The sequence below is a fragment of the Thiocapsa rosea genome (assembly GCF_003634315.1).
GTDB lineage: Bacteria > Pseudomonadota > Gammaproteobacteria > Chromatiales > Chromatiaceae > Thiocapsa > Thiocapsa rosea.
In genome coordinates this window covers 1,723,108-1,743,166 of sequence record NZ_RBXL01000001.1, presented here as the reverse complement: position 1 = coordinate 1,743,166, position 20,059 = coordinate 1,723,108, and the positions used below count along the sequence as shown (strand labels likewise).

Below are 20,059 nucleotides of genomic sequence, written 5' to 3'. Positions count from 1 at the left end.
GGCGGACGGGCGCGCCGTTCATGCCCCTCCGAGCCGACCGCCCACGCGGCAGCCTTGTGCTAAGAGCCTAACATATACCGAGCACACGCGGATTCTTCACCGCATTGCACGCCCTGCGCACGCATCAGGTCATGGCATCGAGCAGGAACCCCAGCCGCGGCCGCTGCCGCTCGAAACGCTGACGCTCGGCGAGGACGATGGCAGCCAGCGCATCCAGGGCCGTGTTGAACAGGTCGTTCACGACCAGATAGGCATACTCCTCGACATGCGCCATCTCGTCGCGCGCCTGGGCCATCCGACCCGCGATCACCGCATCGCTGTCGGTTCCCCGCCCGCACAGACGACGCTCCAGCTCCGCGATCGAAGGCGGCAGGACGAAGATCCCGACCGCCGAGCGAAATCGCTCGCGCACCTGCCGCGCGCCCTGCCAGTCGATCTCCAGGATCAAATCCCGCCCGGCAGCCAGTGCCTCGCGGACATCGGCCTCGCGCGTCCCGTAGAGATTGCCGAAGACCTCGGCATGCTCCAAAAACGCACCCGCGGCCACCGACTCCCGAAACCGCGCCTGATCGATGAAGTGATAGTGGACACCGTCCTGCTCACCGGCGCGGGGCGCACGCGTCGTACAGGAGACCGACAGCGAAAGGCCCGGATCACGCGCCAAGAGCGCCTTCACCAATGAGGTCTTCCCGGCGCCGGAAGGGGCCGAGACGATAAAGAGGATGCCTTCGCTCATGGATGCGCTCGACTGCTTATAGAGAGTGGTTTTTCGACCGATGTCTGCCGCGGCCGCACGGATGCGGGACTGCCTGGGCACCCGGAATGACTTCGAATGTCGAGACGAGGCACGACAGGCCGGCCTGAACGCAACCCCGGCGACCCGGAAAGACCTCATGAGAATATCGCGTGCGCGCCGGGCGCGCACGCAGATCCGGCTCGATCACCCGTAAGATCGGGTCAAACGCATATCCATCCCTTCCTGCGTGTCTGCTATTCGGTCTTCCAACCCGCCTTGACCTGCGCAAGGATCGCGTTTGCCTTATCCAAGACCGCTTGCTCGATTTGGCCGCCGTCGCCGATCTCAACCGTCACTCGAATTCGCAGCACATGACCGGCCGTCGCCTCACGCAGGGCGTCGATGTTGTCGGCGAAATCCTGCACCTCATGGGTCTGGAGATCGGCGGTGGCCGCCTTCGATCCATACCGATCAGGCGAAGTCGGCTCCTTGGCCTCGCCTTTGCCCGCCACGATCTTGACCGCCGCGGCACCGCCGAGATCGCATGGCCATGCGCCGGAGTCGACGGCACGCTCGATCAACCCCAGCCTGAATGCCTCGGTCAGTGCGCCGACGACCCGCGTCCAGGGCAACACCTTGCCTACCTTCGACGACAGCGCAACATGGATATGGTGCGCGTTGGTTGCTTCACCCTGCCATGCCGCGGGCAACTGCGCCGACAGGACGTCGACGCTGGCCAGCGGAAGGGGCGGCGACAAGAGTTGCGCCGTGTCGTTGACGAAGCCGGTCGGGACATCCTCCGCCAGCACACTGACCGTCCCGTTGACCAGCCAAACCCGGCCGGCCTTGACGGCGCTTGTGACCGAATCGGTGATCGCCTGCAGAGTTGCGGCCGGGATCAGCAGATTCTCGGTGTAGCCGCCCTTGTCCACGTCAACGAAGTACTTGCCGGAAAAGTACGCCGACAGATCGGCAAGGCTCACCGGCTCCTTGCCCCAAAGCCCGGGCAGATTGCCCGGTGCCAGGAGCTGCGGATCCAATTCAGAGAGCACTGCGGCATCCGAGAGGACGACTTCCAGACTCGAGTCCTGGATCGCGTTGTCATCAGGGCGGCACTTCCAGAAGGTCCGAGTCGACTTGTCGGCTCGCGTGATCCGCAGCACGAACTCACCCGCCTCGCACCCCTGGAGCAGCGTCTCCAGAATGGCCTCTCGATTCAGCATCTTCGGCAGCCTGGCCGTGGCCGCGAAGGCGCCGACAAGGTCCTTGACGAAACGCGCCTTGTCGCCGGCACTCCACAGGTCGAAAGGCCCGCCGGGCAGCAGTGCCTCGGCGTTCACTGCAGTGCTCTCGATCCGCAGGCGCTTGTCCGCCACCATCTTGGGGAACAAGGGATCGTTGTCGACATTGATGCGGTACGCGGCCACCTCGTTGCTGTCGTTGACCGTCACGGCGATGCTGTAGGCCATGACGATCTGCGACACCATCTCGCCGCGCGCGGCGCGAACATTGCCCTCCAGGCGAGTCGTCGCAGCCGTGTCGATGTCGCTGCGCTCCTTTAGCATTTCGCGGACCTTCTCCCAGCCGAGCAGGTCGCGGACCTTCTCGCGGGCCACGTCGATGCCATCCTTGGACGGCACCGCGAGCACGACCGCATTGCGATTCTGCGCACGCGGCTTCTCGGGACCGGTCGTCTCATCGATGAAGCGCTTGGCCTCGGCACTGGGCTTTCCGTTGCTCGCCGCCTTCGGGCCCAACACGGCGTAGTGAAACTCGCCGTCGTCCTCGATGTCGGCAGGGCGCGCCGGAAGCACGTGTACCTTGGCACCGGCGCCGCGCGCACTCTCGGTCAGCTTGCCCGCACCGCGAATCTCCTTCTCGAGAACCTCATCAACCAGGGTGGCGCTGACGTTCTGGCGGGCATCGTGGTGCATCTGCTTCAGGTTCGGCTTGGACCCAAGACGCCACACCTTCGGCAAGCCACCCTCGCGGTCGCCGGTGAACGTATCGTCGAGATACCAGGAGCCGTCGGACCAGCGTGACAAGCCCTTGTCCAACTCGATCCGGTCAGGCGCTCCAACGCCAATCAGCACCTTGAGATCACGCGTGGTGGCACGCTGACCGATGGGCTGCGAGTGCAGGAAGGTCGCCATCACCGCTTGCTCGACTTCTCGCTGCTGGACGCCGTACAAACGGTCCTGGGCCTTGCGTGCGTGACCCAGCTCAGCCTCCAGGATGGCCGTCCAGTTCTGGCGGCGGCCTTCGTACTGCTCCAGCTGCGCGACGTTCGCCAGCTCGCGTGCCGCGACACTCAGCCCATCGGCCTGCGGTTCAACCAGGAAGATCTGCGCGCCGATGAGCGGCTGCCGGTCCCACTTGACCGCGTCGCGCAGCGCCGAGGCCAAGGTCTTGAGGATGCCGCGCGTCTGCTGGAACCCTTCGAGCTGCGTCCATTTTTGATACAGGGTCTCGATCAACGCAGGATGGAAGGGGTAGGCGTCGGTGTAGCGCTTTTCCTCGGCTGCGCGGTTCTTCGCCGTGTAGTCGTCGATCCCCTGCACCCCGTTGAGCGCGCCGAACACCTGGCTGGGCCACTCGGACCGGTCGGTGTAGCTTTCCAGCTTGAGCAGGCGCCGCCGCAGGATCTCCGGCACGTCCTGGCTCTCGACCGGCTGGATGCCCTCGTCGGCCACCCGCTTGAACTCGTCATACAGCTCCTTGCTGATCTGCTTGCCGAGTTCGTCCATCTTGCCGGGGTCGGACGCCAGCAGCGAGGCCACCAGGCAGCACTGCGGCACCTTGGCCACCGCCTGGGTCAGGCTGTGCATGAACTCACGCATGCGACCGATCCACGCGGGGTCGACGTCCGCCATCACGCGCACAAACCACAGCACCTCATCGAACAGGATCAGCACACCCGCTCCGTCATCCCGTGCGAGCTTGAGCAGGTCCTCCATCACGCCGGTCGCAGGGGGTGTGGCGCGCTCTGTGCCGTCGTCCTTCAGCAGCTTCATGCCGGCCGGGCCGGCGAGCTGCCACGCAATCGCGCTCCAGGGCATCTTGACCGTCGCCGCGCTGCCGTCGGGCGCGGTGACTTCCATGCCCTTTTCCGCGTCCAGCCGGTCGAACACCACCGAAGCCACACGTGCCTTGGGCAAGCCCCCTTCAAGCGCGCAGTGCGCCTTGAACTGCTGCACAGCCGGGATATCGGGCAGGGTCGCGGGATCACGAACCAGATGCACCAGCGTGATGAGGGAATGCGTCTTGCCGCCGCCGAAGGTCATGTGCAGCTGACGCACCGCCTTCTCGGACTTGCCCGCCAAGCGGTGCGTGACGTCCCGCGCGAGATCGCGCAGCTTGACCGTGGGGTACGTGAGCGCGAAAAACTCCTCGGCGTCGTGGTACACGCCCGGGTTGCGGCCCGTTACCACGTCGTACAGGTCGGCGGCAAACTGCTTCTGCGATAGTTCCTGGTTGGTGATGTCGTCGCGCAACTGCACGACCTGGTGCCAGGGCTTGGTGTTGCCTCGCTTCATTGGGTTTCGCCTCCGCGATTGGCGGCGTAAATGGTCAGCAGCAGCTCGCTGTCGTTGATGAGGCGATACTCGGGTATACGGCCCGACAGCTTCTCGCTACGTGCCAGAATCACCGGCACACCCTCGCCACGCCGGTCCATGAACGTCGTGCGATTCGTTTCGATCCAGCCGGCATCCGTTGGTATCGGGCAACGCGCGAGCAAACTGGCCAAGGTTTCGTTGCGCGCGACCTGACGGTAAGGCAGGCTCTCCGGGTCAAGGGTATTGGGCAGCCCGCCCGGCGAATACAGCTCCAATCGATCGGCGAACAGGCGCAGGCGAACCTTCGATCCATGCAAGGAATAATCGCGGTGCACAACGGCATTCACGAATGCCTCGAACACCGCGGTCATGTCGAATTGCGGCAAATCCTTGCGACCGGTCCGTTTCACCGCACCGACCTTCATATTCCTGTAAACGAAGCGGCAGGCTTCGATGACCTGTGCATCCAGTGGGCCGGTGAGGTCCCGCGCGTCGAGCTGATACATGTCGTTGTCGTCGAACGGAACCACCGTGGTCCCGCGATAGGCAACCGCCTGGATGTAAGCGCTGGACAAAAATCGGCATGGATCGGCGCAGGCCATCAAGATCCCGCTCACCGTGGGCCGCCAGAGTCCCGATTCATCCTGACGGGCCATACCGAGCTTGCCGAGCAACACCGGTTGCGTATCCCTCGAGCGCGCGGGCCTGAAGCGACGCCACAGTGGCGCGCCGAGCGCATTCAACTCGGCACCCGGGACGATCTCCTCGTCGAAACGGATCAATCCGGTCTGGCTGCGATGCTGAAACAACCGAGCCAATTGCTCCGGCGTCAATTGCCTGCGCGTGCTGCCCGAACGCAGCAGATAACCGCTAGGGCTGCGGTGGACAAACAGGCTGCGTGGCACCTCGATCTTGATCACCGCCTGCCCGCCACCCTGGTCATCGGGTATCCACATACGTTCGATGTGAGGCGCAAGCGGGGGCTCGACCAAATCATGACAAGCGGCTTGGATGTGCTGCTCGACGCGATCGAGATCCTCCGTCGCGATGCCGAGGATTCTGCGCGAGCCATCCTCCACGCCCAGAACACAGATGCCCCCCTGCGCATTGGCGAAGGCGGCAAGCTCATCAGCCAATCCATTGCGATGGGGGGCAACGACTCGGCCGGACTCCACGCGGACCTCCTTGAGCTCGAGCGTCGAATCTTCCCCTAAGGCAATGTGGCGGAGCAGTTCTTGCGGGTCGGCAAACATCCTCATCCTCCCAAACCCAGCTCAGTCTGTGCCGTGCTACCCACCGAGCGCAGATAGTTCTGCAAACGCTCCAGGATCGAGCACTCCTCCGTGCAGCCCTCGGCGCGGCTCTTCTCGATCAATGCCTGGATCAGTTGGATGAACACCTGGCTATGGCGCAACGCGCGGCTGTCCAGGAACGCGTTGACCTTGACGACGTCGCCCGCCACCCAGAACTGCATGAGTTTATGCACTTGGTCGATCAACGGAATCGCTCGGCCACTGGCCGTTTCCATTCCCAGTGAACGGTGCTTGCGAGCACGCCAGTCCTTGAGCTTGTACTTACCGCCACCACCCGAGGATGCGGCTTTCTCTTCATCGCCGTCTTCGTCGTTATTCGGGGCTTCCTCGTCTTCGACATCTGCCGCACCACCGCTACGGGCCAGCAGCTCGTACTGGTCGGCCAGCTCGCGCTCCGACAAACCACAGGACACGGCGTAAAGGATGCACGGACCGGCCGGTGCTTCCTTCAGGCCGAAGTCATTGCGATGCAGCAGGTAGTAGGTCGTCACATCGTCCAGCGGATGGTCGCCCGGTGTCGCCTCGGCCTGTCCATGCGACAGCACGCGGCCGACGACGAAATCCACCACGAGGCGCCGCACGTGGCCCAGGAAGTCCGTCACCGACATCACCCCACCCGCCTCGGACGCCTTCTTCACCGCCGGGTAGCGGCTGTAAGACTCCAGCGCCGGGCCGGTGGCGGCCCAGATGAAGTCGGGTCCGCGGATGCCGGCGTCCCAGAAGTCGCGCAGCTTGGTCGTGATGCTGGACTGCATGTCGTTGAGTACCTGGGTGTCCCAGCCCGCCTTCGCCATCGGGTCTCGCTTCCTGCAGACTAACCAGACCGAAGATGAGAGCGAAGCACGCCTAAGGTTGCGCAAGCCACCAGGCATCTCCGTCATGACCGGCCAACTACCGTCGACAACAAAGCCTGACTTGATGATTGCCGCTACCAAGGTTTCCCAAGCATTGGGGTGCTTGTGTGCAAAGACGATGACTAGCCGACCACCTGGAAGCAAAGCCTTATGGCAAGTAATGAAGGCCCGCGCCATGCCGTCTTCGTAGTTTCGCTTTGATGCGTCGCGACTTCCACCAAACCTCGCAGCATCGTCAATTAGTTCGCCATCATTTCGTTTATGGTCCCACTTGGGGGCTAGGTCAGAGGCAAATGCATCGTCGAATTCCTTAGACACACCGGAAAGGGTTCTTCTGAGCCAAACATAGAAGAAGTCCATCAAATCCGAGTAAGGGATCGCATCGTAATATGGTGGATCAGTAACGATCACGTCGTAAACAGGCTCAAGCGCCTGGATCGCCGACCCCCTAATTACGGTTGGAGCGCAGCTGTCCTTCCAAGATGTTTCATGAAGCTTCCCAATCGTACCTGCTACAGACGATACCGCCCCACGCCAGTAGCGATCAGCGGGACCGAAAGGATTGGCTTCCGCGAAGTCCCATGTGATGGGTAGAGCCCACCTCATAAATGTATGCTTGACTTCCTCCGCGCTCTTTTCCCATACGCAGAGTGAAGCCAAGTAGTCAGTTGTCCGACTAAAAGTACAAGCAAGGTATGAAATAAGTGCAGCGGCCCAGTCCGCCGAATAATATCGGTTGATAACCTCGCTCTGCGTACGAATCTCTTGTGCGAAACGGCAAAGCGTGACCAGCTGCGTTGGGGCAAACAACTTTGCCCACTCATCAAGCCCATAAAGGCTAACAGTAAACGCAGATCCACCAGCGGACCGGCTTGCTCCCAAGGGAATAGATTCCGTAGGGAGACCATACGGAAGATTCTGCGATACATAATTCAGCATGTCGAGGGCGATTGCTGCACGCGACAACTCCTCTTGGGTAGGCAATCGATATTCCTTACCATTGAGTCCTTCTGTCACGACCGCGATGGGCCGATGCGTTAGTCGGCCTGACCGAGCCTCAAGTCTCAAATCCTCCGGCGTCATAATGGTCCCGCAACATGGGCAGGTCGCACCAGCGCGGGACATGGTTCCCGAGCCAACACGTTTATCATGCTCGCGCCGCTGAGCCGCATTTCCACCGTGTTCTTTCGCGTGCGAGTCAATAGAAAACTCAACGTCAGACATACTCTCAAGCGGTCGCATGACAAGGACGACCCGCTTTTTGTCACTTTTTGCAAGCCATCGAGTTTTCAGCAATGGAATCTCTGCGCGGCATGCTTTACACGTAACTGCCCGCGACCACAAATAGGCGGTGGTTCGCTTAGGAATCCAACGTGGATTGGCCGGGTTGTCCAGATACTCTGGGTCGAAACCCGCATTGAGCAGATCGATCTGAGGCTCGCCGGCATCGTTCAGGGGTACGAGCCTGAGCGGCTCGTCCCTATCCAAGGGCACGCGGGCGTAGGGCTTCAGCGTGCAGTATTCGGCATAGGTTGGATAGAAGCGCGCCATGTCTCGGCGTGCTTGCCTCAACACCCAGCTCCCCCAAGCGCGCACATGCCAGGCCAGATCGGCGTCCAGAAGGGTCGGGGCGAGCTTTGGGTGATCGAGCAAGCCCAGGGTTTCCCCGTAATCGAGCCCTCCCAGGGTCTGATCCGAGGCACGCGGCGCCAATGCGTCGGCCAGCTCGCGCAGGTGGCGCTTGACCTGGGACGGCGTGAGCCCTTGAGCCTTGAGATAGGCGGCCATGAGCTCGCCGTCCTGCAAGGCGAAGTCGGGCAACCTTCGTTTTTGGCCGGCAAGCCTTTGCGGGTACTCAAGCGTGCATTTCAGAATAAACCAGGCCACCGGGTTGATGTCGATAGCCGTCACTTCGCAGCCGAGCCGCATCGCCTCGAGCGGAATTGCCCCGCCACCGGCAAAGGGATCCAGCACCCGAGGCGCACGCCCGCCGTAAGCCAGCCGGATCTGCTGCCGGAACCAATCCATGTCCGGGCTGGACTCGTTGCCCCAGTGCAACACGCCGCCCTCGGTCTCCAGAGCTTCGATCTCCTCCACGCGACCGTTCGGCATCTTTTTTTTCTTCAGCGTCTTCTTGAGCGTTCCGCCAAGCCGCTTCAGCAGCTCGTCGCGCTTTTCCTTGTCGCCCGGGTCGGGCAACAGCGTAGCGATCAGCGCCGCGCGGCAGGCCGCAAGGGGGCGACGCGCCGGCCAGATGTGCAGCGTCGAGATGTGCCCATGGCGCACGTTCTTTTCATGCACCGAGTCGATGGATGTCTGCTTAAGCGGAAAGGCGACTTCAATGAGCCGTTTGTCGTTGTTGTGCATATTGATGGCTCCGGCACCTGCGGTATCGTCTAGGTTCAACCCCGCCGGAGATCGCATCTTCGGCCCGACGCCTCCATCGCGGGGGCGTTTCTCTTTCCGGCCCTCGGGACTCATTCGACGGCCTCCGACGCGTTGGCGATGTCGCTGTAGGCGATGGCCATGCTTCCGCGTGCCTTGGCGATCAGCTTGGCGAAGGGGTCCTGCACCCTGAGGAGGCGTGGCTGGACGCCCCCGCAGTCGAACACGGCATAGAGCCAGTAGCGCTCGCGTAGGTTGCAGGCTCGGGCCCACTCGTTCTCGGTCAGCTCGATCTCGCCGACACCCACACGCCCCTTCACCTCGATGCCGCGTTCCTCGCCGGCGCGCTTGGACATGAGGTCGAAGCCGGGGTAGTCGTTCAGGCCGGCCAAGCGCGCCTTCGGGGGCGTGGACACATCACGCACATCCGCACCTTGGGCCGCTTCGAATGCGATGGCCACCTCGACGGCAATGCGTTCGACTTCGGCATCACGCGCCTTGATGTCGTCGGGATCGGTGGATGGCTGAATGAGCGCGGTGGCCAGCATCTCGACGCGGCCGGGCTGAATCAGCTCGACCTCGCGCCGCGCCTGCAGCAATGCCTGCTCACGGCGGTGGGCCAGACTTTTCTGCTGGGCCTTGATGCGATCCAGCTCGGCGTGGGCGATCCGGTTGCCGTCGCGGGCCTTTTCGGTGAAGCGCTTGCGCGCTGCCGCCAGTTCGGACTCTTGGTAGTCGAACGCCCGTTGCAGGTACTCCTCGGTTTCCGCGAGTCGCGTCGTGGCGTTCATGCGCTGCAGGTCCGCCAGCTTGGCAACCAGGTCGCGCCGGATGTGTTCCTGCGCGGCCAGGCGCCAGGTGTCGCTTTGGGCCAGGAAGACGACGCTTCCGGGACTGGGCTTGGGCGTCGGTTTCAGGAGCAGCAAGTGCTCGACCGGAGTCTCGATCAGTCTTCCGTCGGCGTACTGCTTGAGCCCGACCAAGCGCTGCTCGATAGCCTCCGGGCTGTGGAAAGCCGGCAGCCCCGGATCGACGCCGCGCTCGACGCTGACGCGTGCCACATGAAACAAGTACGGGGCGGTGGCGCCGACGTCGGTGAAGATCGCGCCACGCAGCGCCTGGTTGCGGGCGCTCTCGATGGCAATCGCCGAGAGGCGCTCGAAGACGGGCTCGCCTGGATATAGGAAGATGGCATCGCGCCCGTCATCGGGGCGGTACACCGTGAACCGGTTACGCGCCGACTCGGGGTAGGTTTCGAGCAAGGGAAGGATGCTGTCGAGCACCCCGCGTTTGCACGGTCGCATGAAGAAGTGCTCATCGAGATCACCGACGAAGTCGATGCCGACGACCGGAGCGGCGTGTTCGAGGTAGCGGCGAACATAGCCGGGCAGCAGGCGGCGCATTTCTTCGATGGCCATCGCCTCGCGCAGCTGGGGCAGATCGCTGCGCACGTCGCCGCCGGGGCCGTAGATAGACGCCTCGCGCGCCTCGATGGCCTTGATCTGCTCCGGCGTCAATTGACCGGAGAGCTCCAGTGCCTTCTTGTCCGCCTCGTCGTCGGACTCGACGGCTCGCTGGATGTAGTCGGTGATGGCCATGCCTTCGAAGATGCGGCCCACCACGTCGAACACCTTGTCGGAGCCGAGCTGCTTGCGGATCTCCTCGAGCTTATCGAGCAAGGTCTTGATGACCCGGCCCTCGCGCGTCTTGCCGGCGACGAGGTTGACGATCGCGACGCGGTCCCGTTTCTGGCCGTAGCGGTGAATACGGCCCATGCGCTGCTCGAGCCGCGCCGGATTCCATGGCACGTCGTAGTTGAACAGGATCCAGCAGAACTGGAGGTTGATGCCCTCGGCCGCAGCGTCGGTGCCGATGAAGAAGCGCGCACCTTTGCCCTCGGCGTCATGGGGTCTGCGGAAGCGCTCGACCTGGGCGTCGCGCTCCTCGAAGCCAAGCCCACCATGGATGTAGGCCACCTGATCGGCGTAGCCCATGCCTTCGAGCCGTCGGCTCAGGAACTCCAGCGTGTCCCGGTGTTCCGTGTAAACGATGACCTTTTGGTCCTGGTACTGAGGCGCGCGCAGCAGTTCGGCCATGCGCTCGAACTTTGACTCTTGGCCGCTCGCATGAACGGTCTCAGCGAGGGTCATCAGCTCTTGCACCTGGCCGCGTTCGTCCATGAGCTCCGCCAAGCTGGTTGCAACGAACGTCCCGAGCGCTTCGGCCTCACTCTCTTCATTCTCCTCGGCCCCGTCTGTCGAGGTCTCCTCGTCTGCCGTCTTCGCGGCCAGGACGTCCACCAGCCGGCCCTCGCGCACCTTGCGTTTCAGGCGCTTCTGCTGACTGCGGAGCTCTACCTCGGGCACCCGACCGGACTGGATGTCGTCGATCAGGGCATCGAGTTTCGCGAGGCGGTTTCGGAAAGAGCAGAGCAAGGCCCAGGTGCTGCTGGCCATGCGCCGCTGGAACACGGTCATGGCGAACCGTGCGGCCTGCGGGTTCAGCAGGCGGGCCTGGTTGTAGTAATCGCGGATGTAGGCCGTGGTGCGGTCGTACAGTGCTTGCTCGCTGATCGCGCCCCGCGAGAGGTCGTAGCTCACCGTGTCGCAGAACCGCTCTGCATACAAGGACTTCCCGTAAAGGTCGACCATCTCCTCCTTGACGCGGCGGACGAAGTAGCGGTCGCGGGACTCGCGCGGGAAGTTTGCGAAAGCGGTCTCGGTGCTGAAGATCTCGGGCTCGAGCAGCCGCCACAGACAGTAGTAGGGGTACTCTTTCCCCATGTGCGGCGTTGCCGTGAGCAGCAACAGGTGATGCGCCGCCCAAGGTAGGCGCCACTCATCGGGCAGCTCCCGCACCCCCGCAATCGCTTCGGCCAGGCGGTAGCGGTCGGTCGCGCGGAAGGATCCGTCCAGGTCGCGGTTGGCCGAAAGCTTGTGCGCCTCGTCGAACACGACGAGGTCGTAAGGGGCGACCTGCGAGTCGCGCAGGGCGTTGAACAAACGCGGCGAACGCAGGCTGTCGAGGCTCACCACGACGAGGTCGCTGCCGGGGCCGACGAACGGATTACCGTTCTTGGTGTCGCCGCCCGTCACGATCTTGAACTGCAGCTGAAAGAGCTTGCGCAGCTCGCGGTACCAGTTGCCCACCAAACCGGCCGGCGCCACGACCATGACCCGCCGGATCGTCCGGCGAGACAAGCTCTCGCGAACGTAGAGCCCGGTCATGATCGTCTTGCCGGCACCGGCATCGTCGGCCAGCAGAAAGCGCAGGCGGTGTTGGGGCAGCATGCGCCGGTAGACCGCGATCCGCTGATGCGGCAGAGGGTCGATCTCGCTGATCTCGGTTGCGAAGACAGGGTTGAACAGATGCCCGTAGGACAGCCGCTCGCCTTCGACGAGTACGCGAAGCGCGTTGGCGTCACCCAGAAAGTCCAGCCGTGGAAGCTCCGCTGACGTGTCGGAAGACACCGAGCGGCCCCCTAAAGCGCCCGCTTCCGCTGCCCCGCTGTCGGTTCGAGCCGCGAGATCCTGTAACTTAGCCAAACCCATTGCGGAGGGCTTCGACTGTCCGTTTTCCCAGCGATTCAGCGTGACGAACGACACCCCGAGCAGATCTGAAAATTGCTGCTGCGTCAGGTCCAGTGTCATGCGAAGGCGACGTACCTGCTCGGGCTTCATAAGCATCCGCGTGATCTTATAAGCATCTTATATCATACGATATATTCCTGAACCGATGCGCTAGCGCAGTTTGGATCATTGACGACGGCATCGAGCTTGAAAGGGTGCATGTCGTTTGTTGGGTGCGGGAAGCGACTAGACACCCGCTCGGTGCGCGGTCCCGGAGCCCCCGAAGGGTCGGCGATCCGCTTGACTGGCCGTCAAGGGTCAAAACCATGAAAACTCAAAGGTTGAAACCTTATCCGGAGTGGTAACCCAAAGCTACACTCTCGGTGGATCGATGCGTTTTAGTGATCCTGCTTTGCCTTCGCAGCTTCGGGCCGACAACGGCCGGACTGGGACCTGGGAGGACGCTGATGCAATCGAACGTGGATCCGTCGACACCCGGTCTCTGGTCGGGCGGTCTGGTCATTGCACTTCTGATCTCGATCGGGCTGATCAGTTGGGTGCAGCTTCCGTTCAAGCCGGATCGGCCGCCCGAGCCGCGCGAGGGAGTGGGCTATGCCGGAGTTCAGGACGTTGATGCACGGCTCTGGCAGGACCCCTTCGCGGCAGTCGTGGCGGTACGCAAGGAAGCGCGGGCCGCGGATTCGCGCTGCTGGACGATCGGGGAGGAAGTGCGTAGCGAAGACGGAGCACGCGGGATGTCAGTCTTGACGCAGCAAGCCTGCAAGAAAATGTCCCCAACCGATGCCCCCCCGCCACGTCGGAGTTGTAAGCAATTTATTCAAGGCATGGAGAGTCGGATCGCCGCGGGAAAGACGGTACGTATCTTCGCCGTCATGGCGTCAGGCGGGCCCTCATCCGGTGCCGCGGAGGCGCGGCGGCGCGTGCGCTACGCTATCTTGTCCGGTTTGATGCTAGATCACTTCGAACCAGAAGACGACGAACATGTCGGTTACTTCGAGCTTGGGATTCAGGGTCTGCCGGAGTATGTGCCGTACGAGTGGCTCACGCTCAATGCTCGGCCCCCGTCCGAAACGGGCGAGAGCCTCGTGCTGCTGTGGCTGGATGAGGACGGTTTTAGATCCAGCGCGGGAAGCAAGTCAGCCACGGAGCTCGCTGCAACATGTCCCCAAGCCGCGCCGACCGGGAAAGATTCCTCGAGTGACAACCAAGAGAAGCCGAAACCGCTTGAAGATGGCCTGATCCAGCGAATGGGTCAGTTGCTGGAAACGATTCGCACCTGCCATTGCGTCCATATCGACGTGATGGGTCCGGCCGACTCGACGACCCTACAGCGCATCCTTGCGGAGGTTCCTCAAAACGAGTGCCTCCCCGGCGACATCCCATTCGACAAGCTCTGGTCGCCCAATGCGACCATACCAATCGACGCATCGTACCGCGGCGGATGGACCGACACCTCCAGCGCCTGCGACATCGTGCTGCGACGCACCATCGCCGACGACGACCGGTTGGCCGAGCTACTAGTCTGCGAGTTGAAGACGCGTCGCGTGGCGAATGCGGAAAACATAGCCATCGTCGGTCAATTGGACACAGCCTATTCGCGTCGCCTAAGAGACGCAGTCCAGCGGCAGTGGTGCGTCGCGACGTGCAACGAAGAACCCGAATCCGAACGGAAGGGACGCCAACCCAAGCACACGGGCTCCGAAATCCCTGATACTACGTCCATGGAGACATGCAAGAGCGAATTCGTTTCGTTCGGCTACCTCCGAGGGATTGACGGACAAACGCCAGGAGCCAGCACGGCAGCCGCGAGCACATCCAACTCGGGTGGCATCGAGCGTGCAGCGGGCGATGCGCAGATCGACTATCTGCGCCGCATGCGCGGAGCTCTCCTAATCAAGGACGAAGCGCTACGCTCGGCATGCAGTATTCGCGACCGGTTCAAGCGCCAATGCGGCATCCAGGCGATCGGCGTGCTCGGCAACGACTATTACGACAAAATTTTGGTGCTGCAGGCACTCAAGCCCGCCTTCCCGAATGCGGTTTTCTTCACGACCGACATCGAAGCGGACATGTGGCACCCCGAGCACAACCCCTATACCCGGAATTTGATCGTGGCCTCCGGCTTCGGTTTGACATTGAGCGATGCGTGTCAGTTGAGCGTTCCGCCGCTGCGCGATAGTTACCAAGCTGCTTCCCTACTGGCCACCCGACTCATCGTTGGAGGTCGGGGGGAGACGGTGAATCAATGTCCGGACGCTCTTCAATCACCGCTTCCACGTCCGCGCCCGCGTCTGTTCGAGATCGGGCGCACCCAGGCCATCGAGCTGGGCGGCGGAGCGGAGTTTCCCTCGGATACCGGGAGCTCGGTTTGCTCTGTCGAAAATGCACACCCGGAAGACGAGCGCCGCCGTTTCTACCTAGTAGCACAAAAGGGTTACTCAGCTGAGCCCGACTCGGGGGATGGACTCCCATGGACAACTTTGCGTCTGGTCGCAGCCTCTTTGCTGCTCGGTGGCCTCCTGTTTATCGCGGTCGTCAGACGGGATCAGATGCAGTATTGGGTTGGGGTCAATCTCCACCCGGCTTGGCGACTCCAGTCGAGCCGCGAGCAACAGCGCGAAGGGAATCGTAATGCACCATCCGCGGAGCGCGACAGCCCGGGCGGTTCCGCGAATGAAAGCCCCCGTGGTTTACGCGCCGCCGGCTACTCGCGTCTGGCGACCACGGTCTTCGTAGTCATTCTGTTGTTCTGGGCGATCTTGCTCGGACCGTTGCCGGCCGCGCTCGCCGCGTTCGGCATTTGGGTAGTCATATTTCTCCATTGGATGTCTCCGAAGCGGTTGTGGCTGCTGATCGTGCTGGTGGTGGGCAGCCTTTTGGCCGTGGCGGGCTATTTCGTGTTCGACGACCTTCAGAAAGGAGGGGAGCCTTTCTCGATCCTTGAAGGCGTCAGCATCTGGCCAAGCGAGATCATCCGCGTCGTCGCCGGGTTGCTCGCAATCTATTTCTTTGTTCGGGCCTTCCAGACCCAAAAGCTGAGCATGGAGGAAATCGGGAGGAATTTTCATCTCGCGCCCACGGATTCAGATAATCCTGCGGTCGCGACCCAATCCGGCAGAGGGCGACCGAAGAACGATCCGGGGTGCGCAGGGGTGTTCTCGGACCCCGCCCCCCAGGTGACGCCTCGCTGCGCAACGGAGATCTGGAGCGAGTTCCGATCGGGTTGCAGTATCCCGGCGACTTTGAGGCGTATCGCCCCCGAGACGGTCCTCTTTTTCGTCTTGGCCTTTGTGTTGATGCTTGCGTTCGGGATGCCCAACCGGCCGACACGCAGCGATCTCTCTTGGACCCTGGATTTCGTCGTCATCATGAGCGTGCTAATCCCTTTCCTCGGACTCCTGTTCCTGATGGTCGACGCCACGAAACGGACGCGGAAGCTGGCGGACGCGCTCAGTCGGCCAGTTTTCTGGCCTCCCCAAACACTTGAAGCCATGAACCTCGCCAGTTATGTTCAGAAGCCCCGAAAAGCGTGGCTGGTCCGAAAAGACTCTCACGACGGTAAGCGCGAGCCTCCGTGCGCACCGCAAGGTACGGATGTCGTCTGGTTGGATGTCAAGTTGATCGCGGAGGTGACGCGGCCGGTTGGGAATCTGGTTTGGTATCCAATGTGGGTACTTCTTCTGCTGATCGCGGCCCGTCATCCGGTGTTCGATGCCTGGTCCATGCCCGCCGCTTGGATCGTCGTGGTCGGGGCCACAGCCCTCTATGCCGCCGGCTGTGCCTGGGTGCTGCGACAATCCGCCGAGCGGGTTCGAGACGATGCGAAGAGTCAGCTTGACCACGCAATCCGCAAGACTTTGGACGATTCCGGCTATGCAGGCTGCAAGGAACAGCTCGCCTTCTTACGAGACGAAGTGCAAGGGATCTCGGACGGCGCATTCAGGCCCTTCACCCAGCAACCCTTGGTGCGCGCGGCCTTTACCGCCATCAGCAGTCTGTCGGGTCTTGCGCTCCTGCAATACTCGTCGATCTTCAACCTCTGACCTGCGCTCGGGCTGTTTGGCATCGGAACATGTCTCCGGGCAACGCGGGCACGCGGGTTTGTCGCGACCCCTGGGCAGGTCACGCCAGTCTTGAGGCATCCGGGACCGGTCGGGGGTAGGTTCGGAATGCGTAGACCTGGGCGGGACATCGGAATCGGTCGGAGCGCAACCCCCTCCGCCTGAATCGGGAGATCCTCATCCAACCGACCTGCTCGGTATGAGAATCGGCGGAAGTCGTCTTATGGAATGCTCAGTGCACCGGATACACCCAGCCGGCGATGCGACCGCCATCGGCACTGGAGCAGCTGTTCGGCTCAACATCCAACAGCGTGAAGCGGCCGTTGATCTCGAAGAGCTGGATGCGCCGCGCGAAAGCCTGCGGATTTTCCCATGGCCGGTTGTATTAGTCCTCCTCGGCCGGCGCGACCAAGCCCTGTTCGCGATCCAACCGCGGCGACATGCCCGGCGCGCCATTCCGGATTCTCGCGATCAGCGAGATTGACCAAAAGGTCGCCGCGCTCGGGCGGACGGTGCGCAGTGCCGTTGAGCGAGCACCCAAGCGGCACGATCGAGCCGGTGCGGGGGTCGGTCACCTCGGTCAGGTAGAGAATTTCATTGGCGGTGTTGACGTCGCCGAAAGTCAGGGAGCGGCTCTTCATCCACCAAAGCCGCGCGTATCCGAAACATTGGTTAGGTGACGCCGACGTACTGCTTCGGGCTGTCGGGCACCGGCTCCTGCGAAACCGCGACCTCGCCGCTCGCCAAGTCGACGAAGCTGCGCTTGAGGTGCACCCAGGTCGAGGCACAGTTGGAGTGCCTGCGCCGCGTCGGCCACCCCAAGCACCTGCCCGAAGGGTGTCACGCACGGACCCTCGCATGCACGGCGACTCAGGGTGATCAACCCTGGCCACTCAAGGGGGCCGTTGAACGGCATCGGTCGCCATCGCAATGACAAACCGCAAAGGGGCTTGAGCCATTCCGGAAAATCATCGAGCAAGTTGATGTAGCTCAGCGCAACCCTCTATGTGCCGAGAATTATCAATGCTTCTGAATATGCTTATATGCAGGCATTGACCAAACAACGTCAGGAGGTGCGCCATGTTTCAAGCTCGATCGATCGCCTTAACGACCCTGTTCGTGCTGATGGTCGGATTCGGCACGACTGGCTGGACCTACGATGCGAATCTCGCCGGCAGCTACGCCGAGCTCTTCGCACCGGCGCAGGGCGCACAGGCCGGCAAGGGGCTGAACTGCATCAAGCCCGAAGCCTTCGTGAACATGATCAAGCGGGGCGAACCGGTCGCCACGATTGATATCCGCACTCCCGCGGAGGCCAATGTGTTCAGCACCGCACTGCCGGAGGATCTGAGCATTCCGCTCAATGAGCTCTTTCTCCCCGCAAATCTTGAACGGATTCCGACGGATCGCACGGTCGTGGTCATCTGCAAATCCGGGATCCGGGCCGCTGCAGCGGGCACGGCGTTGCGCCATATCGGCTTTGATCGGGTATTCATCCTGGAGGGTGGGTTCAAGGCGCTGATCGATTATCTCGACCCGGTGGTCGCCAATAGTCCTCCCACCGAGCCGTTGCCCAAGAATTAAACCGCGTCCAGAGCGACATGCGTCATTTTCATGTTGCGTTTGCCTTCGGAGATGTCCTCGACATCGGTGAGACGCAGTTTAAAATTTATTTTTCAACAATTTAAACTGCGCAGGCTCCGGCGGTCGTCGGAGCCGGCGCGGCAAAGCCAATCCAACAAACTACGCATACCGCACTGGGCGCGGTTTCATTCTCGGGATGCCCCGACCGATGGCCCCTGTGCCTGCGCAGGGGTCATTTGTTTTGCGCCTCCTGAGCAGACCGCGGGCCTTGTTCGGCACTCCCGCCGTCGTGGCACGTGGCGCAAAGCGCCACTGGGCATGCGTGACACCGCAGAGCGGGTGTCACGAGCTAGGGCTGGTGTCATGAGCTAGGGCAGGTATCGCGAGTTCGTGACGGTTTGGGCGGCCGGCCCAAGGAGCGAGGCCGGTATGCGGGACCGGATCCTCAGCCCCCCGGAACGACGGAGGCCAGCGCTGCGGCGCGGATCCGCACGTCCATCAGTCAATAACCTCTGCGGCAACCGAAAGGTACTCGCGCCCTTTCGTCTTGACCGTGTCGATATCGGCGGTTTCCGAGGCGATGTGTACCTCTTCCAACGTCTCGGCCAAAGCGGTCAATTCGGCGTTGATCTTCGCCAGCGCGGTTTCGAGGGTGTAGGTCAGCTCATGGACGGTCGCGAGATCCTGTCCTTCGAGATCGCCCTTGTCGAGGATCGCCCTCAGCTTGCCGTTGTACTCGGAGAAGTTCGCGACAGCCTGCTCGAGCGTATCGGCCGGAAGGCCCTTGAAGTGTTCGACCCGATCGGTCTGCGCGGACGCACCCGCGGCCATACCGACCAGCAGAGCGGCTACTAGACATTTGTTGAGCATCGCGATGACCTTCAATTGAGAGGAGGAGATGGTTGGTCCCGATGGACCCTGCAGGATGAAGCAAGGCACACATCAGGATGGGACGACTGCCACAGAATAATAACGATTCGCATTAATATTTCAAGACCGGCTCCGGCGAGAAGATCGCCGTCGGGAGCGTCGAGACGTCTCGCGGAACCGCCCCGTCACTCCAAATTCTGCACCTGCTCGCGCATCTGCTCGATCAGAACCTTCATCTCGACCGCCTCGCGGGTGACCTCGACATCGGCCGACTTGGAGCCGAGGGTGTTGGCCTCGCGATTGAGCTCCTGCATGAGAAAATCCAGGCGGCGCCCGACCGGCTCGCGGCGTTTGAGCACGTCCCGAACCTCGGCGACGTGGGCCTCGAGACGGTCCATCTCCTCGTCCACATCCAGGCGGGCCGCGACCAAGGCCATCTCCTGCTCCAAACGGGCAGGATCCAGCTCGGCGCGCAGCTCGGCGAGTCGATCCGCGAGACGTCGTCGCACACTCGTCATCACCTCGGGCATCCGGGCACGCACGCGCACCACGCTCTCCTGCAGGCGATCGCAGCGATCGACCAGCAGTCGCTCGAGACGCTCGCCCTCGCGCTCGCGGGTCGCGAGCAAGGTGTCGATGGCGCGCTCCAGCAGATCCAGCGCGGCGGCCGTCACCTCGTCCAGATCGCGGTCCTGCTCCTGGAGTACGCCGGGCCAGCGCAGCAGCTCGAAGGGCGAGGGCTCGACGCCGCGACCGATGATGGCGCCGACCTCCTGCCCGGCAGCCAGGAGCTGCTCGACGAAGGCGCGGTTGACCCGCAGGCTTCCGGAGAGTCCGACGGCCGGGACGTAGCGCAGGTTGCAGTCGAGCTTGCCGCGTTGGACACGGGCGGCCAGGCGGGTGCGCACGCTGGTTTCGAGCGCGCGCAGCTCCTCTGGCAACCGCAGATGCGGCTCGAGATAGCGGTGGTTGACGGCCCGCAGCTCCCACGTCAGCTCGCCGAAATCACCGGAGCGCGACTCGCGCGCGAAGGCCGTCATACTTTTGATCATGGGGTCGTCCCTTGGGTGGTGATGTTGTGGTGTGCGGGTGACGATTTGGGCGTCGGC

General features: G+C 62.5%; 11 protein-coding genes. 2 read left to right on the top strand and 9 right to left on the bottom strand.

The genetic code is table 11. The features are described from left to right. Nucleotides 1-124 precede the first annotated feature (124 nt). The 5 genes from gmk to BDD21_RS07905 form a co-directional block, all read right to left on the bottom strand. Nucleotides 125-736 carry a guanylate kinase gene (gmk, locus tag BDD21_RS07925; protein WP_120796694.1) on the bottom strand — a complete coding sequence of 204 codons (612 nt, stop codon included), beginning with the start codon at nt 734-736 and terminating at the stop codon, nt 125-127. 254 nt (nt 737-990) lie between these two features. Next, nucleotides 991-4,272, bottom strand: a complete 3,282-nt coding sequence (locus BDD21_RS07920) for a DUF499 domain-containing protein (RefSeq protein WP_120796693.1) — start codon at nt 4,270-4,272, stop codon at nt 991-993. Then, complete coding sequence (locus BDD21_RS07915; RefSeq protein ID WP_120796692.1) at nt 4,269-5,546, bottom strand: ATP-binding protein; 1,278 nt, start codon at nt 5,544-5,546, stop codon at nt 4,269-4,271. The genes BDD21_RS07920 and BDD21_RS07915 overlap by 4 nt, the downstream gene beginning before the upstream one ends. A 2-nt stretch (nt 5,547-5,548) precedes the next feature. Further along, nucleotides 5,549-8,827, bottom strand: a complete 3,279-nt coding sequence (locus BDD21_RS07910) for a DUF1156 domain-containing protein (protein ID WP_120799815.1) — start codon at nt 8,825-8,827, stop codon at nt 5,549-5,551. A 110-nt stretch (nt 8,828-8,937) separates the two neighbouring features. Further along, nucleotides 8,938-12,531, bottom strand: a complete 3,594-nt coding sequence (locus BDD21_RS07905) for a helicase-related protein (RefSeq protein ID WP_120796691.1) — start codon at nt 12,529-12,531, stop codon at nt 8,938-8,940. A 350-nt stretch (nt 12,532-12,881) separates the two neighbouring features. Here BDD21_RS07905 and BDD21_RS07900 point away from each other — a divergent pair, with 350 nt between their 5' ends. After that, entirely contained in the window at nt 12,882-16,478 is a 3,597-nt protein-coding gene (locus BDD21_RS07900) for a hypothetical protein (protein ID WP_120796690.1), read from the top strand. Between the two features lie 314 nt (nt 16,479-16,792). Here BDD21_RS07900 and BDD21_RS27385 read toward each other — a convergent pair whose 3' ends face one another. Together BDD21_RS27385 and BDD21_RS27760 are read right to left on the bottom strand one after the other, a co-directional pair. After that, nucleotides 16,793-17,137, bottom strand: a complete 345-nt coding sequence (locus BDD21_RS27385; protein ID WP_147431010.1) for a hypothetical protein — start codon at nt 17,135-17,137, stop codon at nt 16,793-16,795. A 31-nt stretch (nt 17,138-17,168) separates the two neighbouring features. Beyond that, a complete protein-coding gene (locus tag BDD21_RS27760; RefSeq protein ID WP_170164705.1) occupies nt 17,169-17,318 on the bottom strand; it encodes a hypothetical protein in 150 nt (49 codons plus the stop codon). Between the two features lie 258 nt (nt 17,319-17,576). On the opposite strand from BDD21_RS27760, the gene BDD21_RS07895 reads away from it, so the two are divergent. Further along, nucleotides 17,577-18,080 (top strand): rhodanese-like domain-containing protein, encoded by a 504-nt coding sequence (locus BDD21_RS07895; protein ID WP_120796689.1) that lies wholly within the window; start codon nt 17,577-17,579, stop codon nt 18,078-18,080. Between the two features lie 498 nt (nt 18,081-18,578). On the opposite strand, the gene BDD21_RS07890 is transcribed toward BDD21_RS07895, so the two are convergent. Together BDD21_RS07890 and BDD21_RS07885 are read right to left on the bottom strand one after the other, a co-directional pair. Further along, the gene (locus tag BDD21_RS07890; protein WP_120799814.1) at nt 18,579-18,950 is read right to left on the bottom strand and encodes a DUF6746 family protein; all 372 of its coding nucleotides are present in this window, start codon (nt 18,948-18,950) and stop codon (nt 18,579-18,581) included. 185 nt (nt 18,951-19,135) lie between these two features. Continuing rightward, nucleotides 19,136-20,002 (bottom strand): YicC/YloC family endoribonuclease, encoded by an 867-nt coding sequence (locus BDD21_RS07885; protein WP_120796688.1) that lies wholly within the window; start codon nt 20,000-20,002, stop codon nt 19,136-19,138. Nucleotides 20,003-20,059 lie beyond the last annotated feature (57 nt).